At 63.6% G+C, this 12,649-nt stretch carries 12 protein-coding genes; 9 read left to right on the top strand and 3 right to left on the bottom strand.

Features of this window, described 5'->3' with window-relative positions; translation table 11 throughout:
• Positions 1-76: 76 nt before the first annotated feature.
• The 7 genes from phnK (at position 77) to phnE (FJ443_RS16725) (ending at position 6,725) form a co-directional block, all read left to right on the top strand.
• Positions 77-853: a phosphonate C-P lyase system protein PhnK gene (gene phnK / locus FJ443_RS16755; protein ID WP_140664949.1), complete on the top strand. Its 777-nt coding sequence runs from the start codon at positions 77-79 to the stop codon at positions 851-853.
• A 64-nt stretch (positions 854-917) separates the two neighbouring features.
• Entirely contained in the window at positions 918-1,625 is a 708-nt protein-coding gene (gene phnL / locus FJ443_RS16750) for a phosphonate C-P lyase system protein PhnL (RefSeq protein WP_140664946.1), read from the top strand.
• Positions 1,622-2,239, top strand: coding sequence for a DapH/DapD/GlmU-related protein (locus tag FJ443_RS16745; RefSeq protein ID WP_140664943.1), 618 nt, complete (start codon positions 1,622-1,624; stop codon positions 2,237-2,239). Before phnL ends, FJ443_RS16745 begins: the two co-directional genes overlap by 4 nt.
• 261 nt (positions 2,240-2,500) lie before the next feature.
• A complete protein-coding gene (gene phnC / locus FJ443_RS16740) occupies positions 2,501-3,349 on the top strand; it encodes a phosphonate ABC transporter ATP-binding protein (RefSeq protein WP_140500368.1) in 849 nt (282 codons plus the stop codon).
• A 91-nt stretch (positions 3,350-3,440) separates the two neighbouring features.
• Entirely contained in the window at positions 3,441-4,349 is a 909-nt protein-coding gene (gene phnD / locus FJ443_RS16735) for a phosphonate ABC transporter substrate-binding protein (RefSeq protein ID WP_140500369.1), read from the top strand.
• Between the two features lie 58 nt (positions 4,350-4,407).
• Positions 4,408-5,364, top strand: coding sequence for a phosphonate ABC transporter, permease protein PhnE (gene phnE, locus FJ443_RS16730; protein WP_140664940.1), 957 nt, complete (start codon positions 4,408-4,410; stop codon positions 5,362-5,364).
• A 2-nt stretch (positions 5,365-5,366) separates the two neighbouring features.
• Positions 5,367-6,725, top strand: coding sequence for a phosphonate ABC transporter, permease protein PhnE (gene phnE, locus FJ443_RS16725; RefSeq protein WP_140664938.1), 1,359 nt, complete (start codon positions 5,367-5,369; stop codon positions 6,723-6,725).
• A 220-nt stretch (positions 6,726-6,945) separates the two neighbouring features.
• On the opposite strand, the gene FJ443_RS16720 is transcribed toward phnE (FJ443_RS16725), so the two are convergent.
• The 3 genes from FJ443_RS16720 to FJ443_RS16710 are packed head-to-tail and all read right to left on the bottom strand — an operon-like array spanning position 6,946 to position 10,136.
• A complete protein-coding gene (locus FJ443_RS16720) occupies positions 6,946-7,797 on the bottom strand; it encodes a sugar phosphate isomerase/epimerase (RefSeq protein ID WP_140513798.1) in 852 nt (283 codons plus the stop codon).
• 40 nt (positions 7,798-7,837) lie between these two features.
• Positions 7,838-9,025: a Gfo/Idh/MocA family oxidoreductase gene (locus FJ443_RS16715; protein ID WP_140522578.1), complete on the bottom strand. Its 1,188-nt coding sequence runs from the start codon at positions 9,023-9,025 to the stop codon at positions 7,838-7,840.
• Between the two features lie 55 nt (positions 9,026-9,080).
• Positions 9,081-10,136 carry a sugar phosphate isomerase/epimerase gene (locus FJ443_RS16710; RefSeq protein ID WP_140522580.1) on the bottom strand — a complete coding sequence of 352 codons (1,056 nt, stop codon included), beginning with the start codon at positions 10,134-10,136 and terminating at the stop codon, positions 9,081-9,083.
• Between the two features lie 399 nt (positions 10,137-10,535).
• On the opposite strand from FJ443_RS16710, the gene FJ443_RS16705 reads away from it, so the two are divergent.
• A complete protein-coding gene (locus FJ443_RS16705) occupies positions 10,536-11,423 on the top strand; it encodes a sugar phosphate isomerase/epimerase (protein ID WP_140500380.1) in 888 nt (295 codons plus the stop codon).
• A 56-nt stretch (positions 11,424-11,479) separates the two neighbouring features.
• Positions 11,480-12,649 carry a mandelate racemase/muconate lactonizing enzyme family protein gene (locus FJ443_RS16700; RefSeq protein WP_140584110.1) on the top strand — a complete coding sequence of 390 codons (1,170 nt, stop codon included), beginning with the start codon at positions 11,480-11,482 and terminating at the stop codon, positions 12,647-12,649.

Raw genomic sequence — 12,649 nt, 5'->3', positions numbered from 1 at the left:
GTAGCGACCCATCGGCAGCCCCCACCCCGGCGCTGCGCGCCGACCCTCCCCACAAGGGGGAGGGTAAGGAGATACAATGACCGACGAACCCTTGCTGCGCGTTTCGGCGCTCTCGAAATTCTACGGCTCGCGCGTCGGCTGCGACAACGTCACCTTCGATCTGTGGCCGGGCGAAGTCCTGGCTGTCGTGGGCGAATCCGGCTCCGGCAAGACGACATTGCTCAACTGCCTGTCGACGCGGCTGCTGCCCTCATCCGGCACCGCCAGCTACCGCATGCGCGACGGCCAGTTCCGCGAACTCTACCGCATGAGCGAGGCCGAGCGCCGCTTCCTGATGCGCACCGACTGGGGCTTTGTCCACCAGAATCCGGCCGACGGCTTGCGCATGACGGTGTCGGCCGGCGCCAATGTCGGCGAGCGGCTGATGGCGGTGGGCGACCGCCACTACGGCAAGATCCGCGCCACCGCCGTTGACTGGCTGTCGCGCGTCGAGATCGAGGAAGACCGCATCGACGACGAGCCGCGCGCCTTTTCCGGCGGCATGCGCCAGCGCCTGCAGATTGCCCGCAACCTCGTCACCGGCCCGCGGCTGGTGTTCATGGATGAACCGACAGGCGGCCTCGACGTCTCGGTGCAGGCGCGCCTGCTCGATCTCTTGCGCGGCCTCGTCACCGATCTCGGCCTCGCCGCCATCGTCGTCACCCACGACCTCGCGGTGGCGCGGCTTTTGTCCCAGCGCATGATAGTGATGAAAGACGGCCGCGTCGTCGAAAGCGGCCTCACCGACCGTGTGCTCGACGACCCGCGCGCGCCGTACACGCAATTGCTTGTTTCCTCGATTCTGCAGGTTTGACGATGGCGCCAAGTCACCCCCCTCTGTCCTGCCCGCAAACGAATAACGATTGGAGTACCTTCTGATGCCGACGCCTCTCGTTGTCTCCGATCTCGCCAAGAGCTTCACCATGCATCTGCGCGACGGCATCAAACTGCCTGTCGTCGCCGGTGTCTCCTTCTCGATCCGCGCCGGTGAATGCACCGTGCTCGGCGGCCCGTCCGGGGCCGGCAAGAGCTCGATCCTGAAGATGCTCTACGGCAATTACGCCGTCGACGAAGGCCAGATCATCGTCACGCACGAAGACGGGCTCATCGATCTCGCCAGCGCCAGCCCACGCACCGTGCTTGCCGTGCGCCGCCAGACCATCGGCTATGTCAGCCAGTTCCTGCGCACCGTGCCGCGCGTACCGGCGCTCGACGTCGTCGCCGAGCCGCTGGTGGAGCGCGGCGAGGATCGCGAAGCAGCAAGAAGCAAGGCGCGCGCCTTGCTGGCGCGGCTCAACCTGCCGGAAAAACTCTGGGCATTGCCGCCGGCGACCTTCTCCGGCGGCGAGCAGCAGCGCGTCAACATCGCGCGCGGCTTCATCACCGGGCACCCGATCCTGCTGCTCGACGAGCCGACCGCTTCGCTCGACGCCAGGAACCGCGATGTGGTGATCGAACTCATCGCCGCCAAGAAGGCGGCAGGCGTCGCCCTGCTCGGCATCTTCCACGACCATGATGTGCGCGAAGCGGTGGCCGACCGCATCATCGACGTCACCGCCTTCGCCCCGGGAAAGCTCGCCGCATGACTAAAAAACTGTCGGAAACGCCGCTGGTCCATCGGACGGCGGATGTGGAGAATTCGACGCTTGGCCGGTGGACCGAAATCGCCGACCGCTGTCGGGTTTCGGAAAGCGAACTCGGCGACTATTCCTACATGATGCAGGACTGCGCCGTCTGGTGTGCGACGATCGGCAAATTCTCCAACATCGCGGCAAGCGTGCGCATCAACGCCACCAACCACCCGACCTGGCGACCGACGCTGCACCACTTCACCTACCGCGCATCGGACTATTGGGACGATGCCGAACACGAGAGCGAATTTTTCGCTGAGCGCCGCGCCAGGCGCGTCACAATCGGCCACGACACATGGCTTGGCCATGGCTCGACAGTCCTGCCCGGCATCACCGTCGGCGATGGCGCCGCCGTCGGCGCCGGAGCGGTGGTATCGAAGGATGTCGCTCCCTACACCATCGTCGCCGGCGTGCCGGCAAAGCCGGTCCGCGAGCGCTTCGACCGCCGCACCGCCGAGCGCTACCAGGCGCTTGCCTGGTGGGATTGGGACCATGCGAGGCTGCGCGCCGCACTCGACGATTTCCGTCAGCTCGAGGCCGAAGCTTTCCTGGAAAAATACGGTGGATGACGGTGGTGAATGGAATAGGGCTGCTCACTATTCGCATCCCTTACATAGAGTTCGGGCAGGGGGCTGTCTTCTCGAGCCGCCTGCCTTCCGCAGCTTCAGGGACATGGAAGCACTTCGAGGAACTGATTGGTCCTGGCCTGATCGCGCACGACACGGCTGTGGGTGGTAACAAAACTGACATCAATCCGACACCGCAGGTTCATGGCGCTGCGCTAGCGAGGGTCAACAGGACCTTCAACCGCGACTGGACGGGAACGCACCATGTCAGCCACGCTCGAAATCCGCGGCGTCACCCGACGATTTGGCAAGAACACCGCCGTTAACGATGTCAGCATCTCGATCCCGCAGGGTCAGATGGTCGGCGTCATCGGCCGTTCCGGCGCCGGCAAGTCGACCCTTCTGCGTATGATCAACCGCCTCATCGATCCCAGCCATGGATCGATTTTCTTCGACGGAGCCGAGGTCTCGCAATTGCGCGGTTCGCCGCTCAGGCGCTGGCAGCGCGACTGCGCCATGATCTTCCAGCAATTCAACCTTGTGCCGCGCCTCGACGTGCTGACCAATGTGCTGCTCGGCCGGCTGAACCATCGTCCGACCCTGTCGAACCTTTTCGGCATGTTCTCGCGAACCGAATGTGCGCAGGCGGTCGCGGCCCTCGAGCGGCTCGACATCGCCCGTACCGCGCTGCAGCCCGCCGGCACCTTGTCGGGCGGCCAGCAGCAGCGTGTCGCCATTGCCCGCGCCATGATGCAGCAGCCCCGGGTGATCCTGGCCGACGAACCGATCGCTTCGCTCGACCCGCTCAACGCCAAGGTGGTGATGGATTCGCTGCAGGACATCAATTTGCGCGAAGGCATCACCGTGGTCACCAACCTGCACACGCTGGACACCGCCCGTACCTATTGCAACCGCATCATCGGCATGGCCGCGGGCAAGGTCGTGTTCGACGGGCCGCCGGAGGAGCTTAACCGCGAGGCCGTCCGTCTCGTCTATGGCGCCGACAGCAATGGCGGCGAAATCTCCGAGGCCATCACCTCGACCAGCGTTGCCTTCAAGCAAAAAATCGCCGCATCCGCCGGACCGCTCGAACCCGCGTTCCCGGGTTACTGAGAGCGACCTGGATCGCCAGCCCGCGTCAGGGCACCCGTCAAAATCACCAACGCCGCCGGCGCGGGGCCGGAACCTACAGGAGAGAAATCAGATGTTCAGGAAAATGGTTTTCAGCGCCGTTTCGGTGCTTGCAATGGCCACCGGCGCGGCGCATGCCGCCGATATGAAGGAATTCCGCGTCGGCATCCTCGGCGGCGAGAACGAAACCGACCGGCTGCGCAACTACCAGTGCCTGGCCGATCACCTGAAGGCCGAATTCGGCTTCGAGAAGGTCTCGCTGTTCCCGGCCGCCGACTATGACGGCGTCATCCAGGGACTTCTCGGCGGCACGCTCGACTTCGCCGAACTCGGCGCTTCCGGCTACGCCAGCGTCGTCCTCAAGGATCCCAAGGCGGTAACCCCGATTCTCACCACCCAGCAGACCGACGGCGCGACCGGCTACTATTCGATCGGCCTGGCGCTGAAGTCCTCCGGCATCACCGACATCAAGTCGGCCAAGGGCAAGAAGCTCGGTTACGCCGATCCGGATTCGACCTCCGGCTACCTGATCCCGCTGACGCAGATTCCGAAGGACACGGGCGCGTCGAACGAGACCTTCTTCGCCTCGACCCAGTTCAATGGCGGCCATGAGAACAATGTGCTCGCCGTGCGTGACGGCAAGGTCGACGTGGCGGTGGACGATTCCTCCGGCATCGGCGACTTCAAGGACGGCTACACCTCCGGCACCTTCCACAAGGAAGTCGCCAAGGGCGCCGTCGACCCCAACGACTTCGTCGAGGTCTGGCGCTCGGGCCTGATCCCGAACGGTCCGCTGGTCGTGCGCACGGCGCTCGGCGACGAGATGACGGCCAAGCTGGCGGCCTTCTTCACCGACCTGCCCAAGAAGGACAAGGCTTGCTTCGAAGGCGTCGAAGGCGGTGATTTTACCGGCTACGTTCCGGTGAAGGCGGATTTCTATAACGTCATCGTCGAAGCCCGTAAGGCAGCCATCGGCGGCTAAAGGCAGAAGTCAGGAAGGGCGGCGTCGAGAAAACGCCGCCCTTCTTGCATCTCCGACCATGACCCTTTCCCTGACAGCTCCTTCCGGCGCCACGCACCAGATGGCCGACGCCTGGCGTCGCCAGACCTCCTTGCGCCGGCTCTACACCGCCATCGGCGTCGGCCTGCTGTTGGTCGCACTCGGCGGCACCATGTGGTTCGCCGACGATGCCAATGCCGGACACTTCTTCGACCGGCTTCCGCACATACTGGATTTCCTGAGCTGGCTCGTTCCCAAGGACTGGAACGATGTCTGGCGGGCGCTGTTCGACATCGCCTCCCCGCATGACACCGGCACGCAGGAATTCAACTTTCCGCTCGGCCGCGCCTATGTCTGGGGCGGCTTCTACATCCCCGAATATTTCGAGCTGATGCTGACCACGCTTAACGTGGCGCTGGTCTCGACATCTATCGGTTTCGTCTTCGCCGTGCCGTTCTCCTTCATCGCGGCGCGCAACCTGACGCCGCATCCGCTGCTGCGGCTTGTCGTCAAGCGCTTCATGGAACTGCTGCGGGCCTTTCCCGAGATCGTCATCGCCGGCCTGTTCGCGGCCATCGTTTCGATAGGTCCGATCGCCGCCATCATCGCCATCGGTCTGCATTCGATCGGCGCGTTGGGCAAGCTGTTCTATGAGATCAACGAGAACATCGACATGCGCGCCGAGGAAGGCCTGCGGGCCGTCGGCGCCACCTGGTTCGAACGGGTACGCTTTGCCGGCCTGCCGCAGGTGCTGCCCAATTTCATGTCCTATACGCTGCTCAGGATCGAGATCAACGTGCGCATCTCCACCATCATGGGCGCCGTCGGCGGCGGCGGCATCGGCGAGGAGCTGAAGCTGTCGATCTCGCGCGGCTTCGGCGCCAAGACGATAGCCTTGGTGCTGCTCCTGTTCACGACCATCTTCATCGTCGACCAGTTCTCCGCCTGGCTGCGCCGCAAGCTGGTCGGCGAACAGGCCTTTGTGATGAGCGCCTGATCATGACCGCCGCCGAAATTCAGTCGATCGAGGAACGCTTCCCGCAAGTGTTCCGCCGGCCGTTCCACAAGCGTTTCGGGCCGCTGCTGCTGCTTGGCGGCATCTTGCTCTACCTGCTCTACGCGCTGTGGTTCTTCAATCTGCCGCAAGTGCTGCGGGAATCGCATTGGGAGCGGCTGCCGCTGTTCCTGACCCAGTGGATCAGTTACGACGTGCAGCCGATCTTCCGCCTCGACGAGCCGCAGATAACGGCCAAATACCCCCGCTTTTCTGTACTCGGCCCCAATCCCCACCCGGATTGGGTCAAGACCAACGCCGACGGTTCGGTGACGGTCCTCATCGACGGCACGGCGAAGTCGGTCACCTTCGACAAGGCACGAGCAACGATCGTCGCCGCTGGGACGAGCGTGGCGGTGGCGCTGGACAGCGGCAAGCCGCTGGTCTCGGGACCTGTTCCCGACTGGGTCACCGTGCATGAGGATGAGGTCGTCGCCGACATGGGCTTCGCCGGCGAGGTCCGCGTCGCCCCCGATCGCGTCAGGATCCGCAAGCGCTTTCTCGGCTGGGCGAACTTCGTCTTCGACACACGCTCGCCCTTCTTCGGAAAATCCGCCGGCGAGGTGGTGTCACTGATCACGTCGGGCCCCGAGCTGAAAGCGGGCACCTCCAATCTGGCGCTCGCCGGCAACAACATCTGGAACAATGCGCAGTGGCAGCATGGCGATGTCTGGACAAAGCTGTTGCAGACCATCGTCATGGCCTTTCTCGGCACCGCGCTCGGCGGCATCGTCGCCTTCCCGCTCGCCTTCTTCGCCGCCCGCAACATCACCCCCAACCGGCTGGTAAACCAGCTGCTCAAGCGCTTCTTCGACTTCATGCGCTCCATCGATATGCTGATCTGGGCACTGTTCTTCACGCGCGCCTTCGGACCGGGTCCGCTGGCCGGCAGCGCCGCGATCTTCTTCACCGAGATCGGCACGCTCGGCAAAACCTATTCCGAGGCGCTGGAGAACATCGATGACAAGCCGCGCGAAGGTGTTGTGTCGACAGGCGCCAACCGTCTTCTGGTGCAGCGCTACGGCGTACTGCCGGAAGTGGTGCCGGTGTTCATCAGCCAGACGCTCTATCAGTGGGAATCCAACACCAGGGGCGCAACCATTATCGGCGCCGTCGGCGCCGGCGGCATCGGCTTGAAACTGTGGGAAGCGATGCGCACCAATTCGAACTGGGCCAACGTCTTCTACATGGTGCTGCTGACGCTGGTTGTGGTTTTCATCTTCGACAACATTTCCAATTTCCTGCGCCGCAGGCTGAGCCGGACGATTCACGACTACAACAGGTTGCAGGCCGAACTGGGCTAACCTTGTGAGGCATAAGCGCGGGCATCGTATGGTGCCGCGCCAAGGGTCGACCCCCACTCCGTCGAGCTGCGCTCGACACCTCTCCCCCGATCGACGGGGGAGAGGAATGGCGCCAGGCCGTCCTGGCTGACGCCTGTCGCCCTAGGCCGAGGCTTCTTTCTATCCGCCAAAGGTCGCCGACGCAGGTCTTGTTCGCGTCACTATCGCCCGACCAAGGCACCTAGGCGGCCTTCTTCCACCCGTTCTTGATATGCTTATATCCATCCCGATAAACCGCTTCCGGGCTCTCGGAAAAATCGCGCCACACCTTGGTCGCCGCCGCGAGATCCTTCAGCGAACGTCCAAACGCCTCGATCGTCAGCCAGTCGTCGTAGCCGCTCTTGCGGATGGCCGAGAATGTTTCCTTCCAGGGGATGTTGCCGCGCCCCGGCACGCCGCGATCGTTCTCCGATATATGGATATGCACGACATTCCTGCGATGCTTCGTATAGGCGCCGATCGGGTCGGCCTCCTCGATATTGGCGTGGAAGGTGTCGTACATCGCCTTGATGTGCGGCCGGTCGATGGCGTCGATATGCTCCGACAGGTCGGCCATCGTGTTGAGGAGGTAGCATTCGAAGCGGTTGAGCGCCTCGAGCCCGATGGTGACGTTCCTCTTGCCGGCATGATCGCCTATGGCGCGCTGCGAGGTGACGGAGCGTTTCTTCTCGGCCGCGGTCGGGCCGGATCCGGAAAAGGCGCCGAGCGTCGAATGCAAGGGGCCGCTCAGCGTTCTGGCCCCGAGGGCGTCTGCGCAATCGATCGCCCATTTCATGTAGTCGACACCGGCCTTGCGCGTTGCCGCATCGGCCGAGATCAGGTTCATCGCCGGATCGCCCATCGCTGAAACGGCGGTCCGTTCAAGCCCTATGCGATCGAGCAGCTCGCCCAATTTCCTGTAGTCGTCCGGCATGCCGGCAAAGATCGGTATCTCGACGCCGTCGAAGCCGGTGGCCTTGATGTCGCGAAGCAATGGCTCGTGCTTCTTCGATACGGCCGTCGTCCACAAGAACATGCACATGCCGATTTTCATCGACGCCCCTCCCCCAAATGATCCCCCCGCGAGATCAAATTTAAAGTTTCGTCCACACTCCATTCTTTTTCGACGATTTCACGCAGGCCTCGATGAAGGCCATGCCCTCGACGCCGTCCTGAATGGTCGGGAACACGACGTCCTTGGCAGGTTTGCCGCCCTTGCGCCGCGCGGCGCGGATGGCGCGTGCGGCCTCCTGGTAGATGTTGGCGAAGCCTTCGAGATAGCCTTCGGGATGGCCGGAGGGAACGCGGCTGACACGGCCCGCCACCGGCAGCGCGCCGGCGCCGTTGCGGGTGATCAGCTGCTTGGGCTGGCCGAACGGCGTATACCAGAGATAGTTCGGATCGGCCTGCACCCATTCCAGCCCGCCCTTCGAACCATAGATGCGCAGCTTCAGCCCGTTCTCATGGCCGGGCGCCACCTGGCTTGCCCAGATCATGCCTTTTGCCGCATGCGTCTTGCCGACCGGCTTGAAGCGCAGCATCACGTTGACATTGTCGTCGAGCTGCCGTCCCGGCACGAAGGCGTCGAGATCGGCCGACAGCGTGTCGAGTTCCAGCCCGGAGACAAAGCGGGCAAGATTGTAGGCATGCGTGCCGATGTCGCCGAGCGCGCCGCCGGCACCGGCCTGCTTGGGGTCGGAACGCCACGCCGCCTGTTTTTGACCGGTGGCGGCAAGGTCCTCCGTCAGCCAGTCCTGCGGATATTCCGACTGCACGATGCGGATGTCGCCGAGCACGCCCTTGGCCACCATCTCGCGCGCCTGGCGGATCATCGGATAGGCGGTGTAATTGTGGGTCAGCACGAACACCTTGCCGGTCTTCTCGACGATCGCCGCGAGCTTCTTTGCCTCGGCCAGCGTCGTCGCCAGCGGCTTGTCGCAGATGACATGGATGCCGGCTTCAAGAAACGCCCTGGCCGCCGGCACATGCACATTGTTCGGAGTGACGATGGCCACCGCCTCGATGCCATCCGGGCGCTTTGCCTCGGCCTTGGCCATCTCGGCATAGGACGCGTAGCTGCGCGAAGGGTCGAGCCCGAGCTCGGCGGCAGAGGCCTTGGCGCGCGCCGGATCGGACGACAGCGCGCCGGCGACCAGCACGAACTCATTGTCCATGCGCGCCGCGATCCGGTGCACCGCGCCGATGAAAGCGCCTTGCCCGCCACCGACCATGCCATAGCGGATCGGGCCGCCTCCCGTTTCCGACTTCGATGCACCGACCATGTCGTCTCCCTCGTGTCTGAGATACCTCCCCCTCGAGGGAGAGGGAAAACCCGCGCTAGATTCCCATCATGGCGCGCAGCACCTTCTTATCCGTGGCACCGCCGGCGAAATCGTCGAACGCCTTCTCCGTCACCCGGATGATGTGGTGCTGGATGAAGGGCGCGCCTTCGGCCGCGCCGTCCTCCGGATGCTTCAGGCAGCACTCCCACTCCAGCACCGCCCAGGAATCATAGTTGTACTGCGTCAGCTTGGAGAAGATGCCGCCGAAATCCACTTGTCCGTCGCCCAGCGAGCGGAAGCGGCCGGCGCGGTTCGTCCAGCTCTGGTAGCCGGAATAAACGCCTTGCCGCCCGGTCGGATTGAACTCGGCGTCCTTGACGTGGAAGGCCTTGATGCGCTCGTGGTAGATGTCGATGAATTCGAGATAGTCGAGCTGCTGCAACAGGAAGTGCGACGGATCGTAATTGATGTTGCAGCGCTTGTGGCCGCCGACCGCGTCGAGGAACATCTCGAACGTCGCCCCGTCGAACACATCCTCGCCGGGATGGATTTCGTAGCCGACGTCGACGCCATTGTCCTCGTAGACATCGAGGATCGGCTTCCAGCGCTTGCCTAGTTCTGCGAACGCCTCTTCGATCAATCCGGCCGGCCGCTGTGGCCAGGGATAGAGGTAGGGGAAAGCCAGCGCGCCGCTGAAGCTCACCGAGACGTCGAGCCCGAGATTGCGCGACGCCTTGGCCCCGAACTGCATCTGTTCGACCGCCCATTGTTGCCGCGCTTTGGGGTTGTTGTGCACCGAAGCCGGCGCAAAGCCGTCGAACTGCGCGTCATAGGCCGGATGCACCGCCACCAATTGCCCCTGCAGATGCGTCGATAGTTCGGTGATCTCGACGCCGGCGTCGGCACAGATGCCCTTCACCTCGTCGCAATAGGCCTTGGAAGACGCAGCCTTTTGGAGGTCGAACAAGCGCGCGTCCCAGGTCGGGATCTGCACGCCCTTATAGCCGAGGCCGGCCGCCCATTTTGTGATCGATGCAAGCGAATTGAACGGCGCTGCATCGCCCGCGAACTGCGCCAGGAACAGTCCAGGGCCCTTCATCGTCCTCGGCATCGGCATCCTCCCTCATTGTTGTCGCGCCCGAGCATAGCGCCGATTGAAGACAGAGCCAGCCACTTTGGTCTGTTCTCAACGGTCACTTGCGTGCATTGTCATTCTGGTATTACCAAACGTGGCGATTTGGTCAAGCCTTGCCACTCACATTCAGAGCCCTCCACCGTGCCACGGGAGGGCAGCATAGTCCAATATAATCAATGGAGTAATCCAGACATCAAGTTGCCATCGCACAGTTCTTGCCGCGCGTGGGAAATTGCTGTAGACCTCGTCTTGGGCCCAATTGGTCGAACCAGTTTGCGAAGAAATGCTGGAACGCCTTGGGGAGGAACCGTCCGTCACATCCGGTGACGGCATGTTGCAGGCGAACCATTAGGGACGATCCGGGAAGGACAGACCATGCATCTTTCGACGCACAACTGGATGCGCGCGGAACCGTTGGAGACGACGCTCAAGCGCATCAAGAAATTCGGCTATGAGTCGATCGAGATTTCCGGCGAGCCCGACCAGTACAAGACCAAGGAGACGCGCGCGCTCCTGAAGGAGCACGGCATACGCTGCTGGGGCGCCGTGACCTTGATGCTTGGCGAACGCAACCTTGCCGCCCGGGACCAGGGCCAGCGCGAGCGCTCCGTGCAATACGTCAAGGACGTGTTGACCATGGTCAGCGAACTCGACGGCGAGATCATCACGCTGGTTCCCGCGACCGTCGGCAAGGTCGTGCCGGACGGCACCGAGGAAGAGGAATGGAAGTGGGTGGTCGATGCCACCAGGGAGTGCTTCACCCACGCCAAGAAGGTCGGCGTCAAGATCGCGGTCGAGCCACTCAACCGTTTCGAGACCTACCTGTTCAATCGCGGCGCCCAGGCCCTGGCATTGGCCGACGCTGTCAGCCCGGAATGTGGCGTCTGCCTGGACGCCTACCACCTCCATATGGAGGAATTTAACGTTTACGACGCGATCCGTAAGGTCGGGAAGCGCCTGTTCGACTTCCATGTCGCCGATAATAACCGCTTCGCCGCAGGCCTTGGCCAGATCGACTGGCCGAAGATCGTCGCGACCTTGCGGGAGGTCGGCTATGACGGGGCGCTGACCAACGAGTTCGTCGCGCCTGTCGACCGCACCCCGGCCGCGCCCTACCCCGACATGGTCGAACGCCACCCGGTCGACATCTCGCCCGAGCAGCTCAAATTCATCCAGGATCACGGCTCCAGCGTGCTGACGGAAAAGTTCTACACCGACCAGATGCGGATCACTGCCGAAACGTTGCTGCCGCTGATCAAGTAGCCGATCCGATTGGGAATGAGCCCTCCCGCCATCCGGCGGCAGGGCCGGGGAAGACCATGCGCATCAAAAGCGTCCAGGCCTGGTGGATTCGCATACCGATCGAGGCGGCCAAGCAGCACCGCAGCGATTTCGGTCAGGTGACGACCTTCGACGCCGCCATCCTGCGCATCGAAACCGATGACGGGCTGGTCGGCTGGGGCGAAGGCAAGAACGCCGCCGGCAGCGCCGGCAGCTATGGTGCGCTCGTCCATATGCTGAACCGCGAGGTCGGGCCGCAGCTCGTCGGCCGCGATCCGGCCGATATCGGCATCATCTGGGAAATGCTCTACAACGGCGTGCGCCACGACAGCGCGGCGCGCGCCGGCCATGCCATGCCGCAGCTGGCGCGGCGCGGCATGAGCGTGGCCGCCATCAGCGCCGTCGACATCGCGCTCTGGGACATACTGGGCAAATCGCTCGGGCAGCCGGTCTGGCGGCTGATCGGTGGGCGCAAGCTCGATCGCATGCCAGCCTACGCCTCGGGTGGCTGGGCGTCCGCCGACGCGATCGGCGACCAGCTCAAATCCTATGTCGCCAAGGGCGGCTTCAAGGCGCTGAAGATGCGCATCGGCGCCATGGATGGCGCCGCGCATGTGTCGGCCGCTCGCGTTCGCGCCGCCCGTGAGGCGCTCGGCCCCGACGTCGAGTTGATGGTCGACGCCCATGGCACCTATACGGTGGCGGAGGCCAAGCGTTTCATCCATCTCGCCGGCGATCTCGACCTTGCCTGGTTCGAGGAGCCGGTGATCGCCGACGACAAGTCCGGCCTTGCCGAAGTCCGTGCCTCCGGCGCCATACCGATCGCCACCGGGGAAAGCGATGCGACCCGCTATGCCTTCCGCGACCTCGCCGTGCTCAAGGCCGCCGACATCTTCCAGCCCGATCCCGCCTTCTGCGGCGGCATCAGCGAGGCCATGAAGATCGGAACCATCGCCAGCGCCTTCAACCTGCGCTTTGCGCCGCATCTATGGGCCGGCGCGCCCTGCTTCTTCGCCGGGCTGCATGTCTGCGCCGCCTCGCCGTCGAGCTTCACCGTCGAATATTCGCTCGGTGCCAATCCGATGATCCACGACCTTGTCGAAGAGACTGTCGAAGCCAGGGACGGTATGATAGCGATCCCCGAAAAACCCGGATTGGGATTCACCATTTCGGAGCGATTCCTGGAGGCGCACGCGCAACGCAATTGA

Source organism: Mesorhizobium sp. B2-6-1 (assembly GCF_006440475.1).
Classification (GTDB): domain Bacteria; phylum Pseudomonadota; class Alphaproteobacteria; order Rhizobiales; family Rhizobiaceae; genus Mesorhizobium.
The sequence above is the reverse complement of the archived record's forward strand: the minus strand, read 5'-3'. Positions and strand labels throughout refer to the sequence as shown.

Bases quoted from the DNA above. Each gene is read 5' to 3' on its own strand.
- phnK (WP_140664949.1), top strand. From the start codon at position 77: ATGACCGACGAACCCTTGCTGCGCGTTTCGGCGCTCTCGAAATTCTAC.
- phnL (WP_140664946.1), top strand. From the start codon at position 918: ATGCCGACGCCTCTCGTTGTCTCCGATCTCGCCAAGAGCTTCACCATG.
- FJ443_RS16745 (WP_140664943.1), top strand. From the start codon at position 1,622: ATGACTAAAAAACTGTCGGAAACGCCGCTGGTCCATCGGACGGCGGAT.
- phnC (WP_140500368.1), top strand. From the start codon at position 2,501: ATGTCAGCCACGCTCGAAATCCGCGGCGTCACCCGACGATTTGGCAAG.
- phnD (WP_140500369.1), top strand. From the start codon at position 3,441: ATGTTCAGGAAAATGGTTTTCAGCGCCGTTTCGGTGCTTGCAATGGCC.
- phnE (WP_140664940.1), top strand. From the start codon at position 4,408: ATGACCCTTTCCCTGACAGCTCCTTCCGGCGCCACGCACCAGATGGCC.
- phnE (WP_140664938.1), top strand. From the start codon at position 5,367: ATGACCGCCGCCGAAATTCAGTCGATCGAGGAACGCTTCCCGCAAGTG.
- FJ443_RS16720 (WP_140513798.1), bottom strand. From the start codon at position 7,797: ATGAAAATCGGCATGTGCATGTTCTTGTGGACGACGGCCGTATCGAAG.
- FJ443_RS16715 (WP_140522578.1), bottom strand. From the start codon at position 9,025: ATGGTCGGTGCATCGAAGTCGGAAACGGGAGGCGGCCCGATCCGCTAT.
- FJ443_RS16710 (WP_140522580.1), bottom strand. From the start codon at position 10,136: ATGCCGAGGACGATGAAGGGCCCTGGACTGTTCCTGGCGCAGTTCGCG.
- FJ443_RS16705 (WP_140500380.1), top strand. From the start codon at position 10,536: ATGCATCTTTCGACGCACAACTGGATGCGCGCGGAACCGTTGGAGACG.
- FJ443_RS16700 (WP_140584110.1), top strand. From the start codon at position 11,480: ATGCGCATCAAAAGCGTCCAGGCCTGGTGGATTCGCATACCGATCGAG.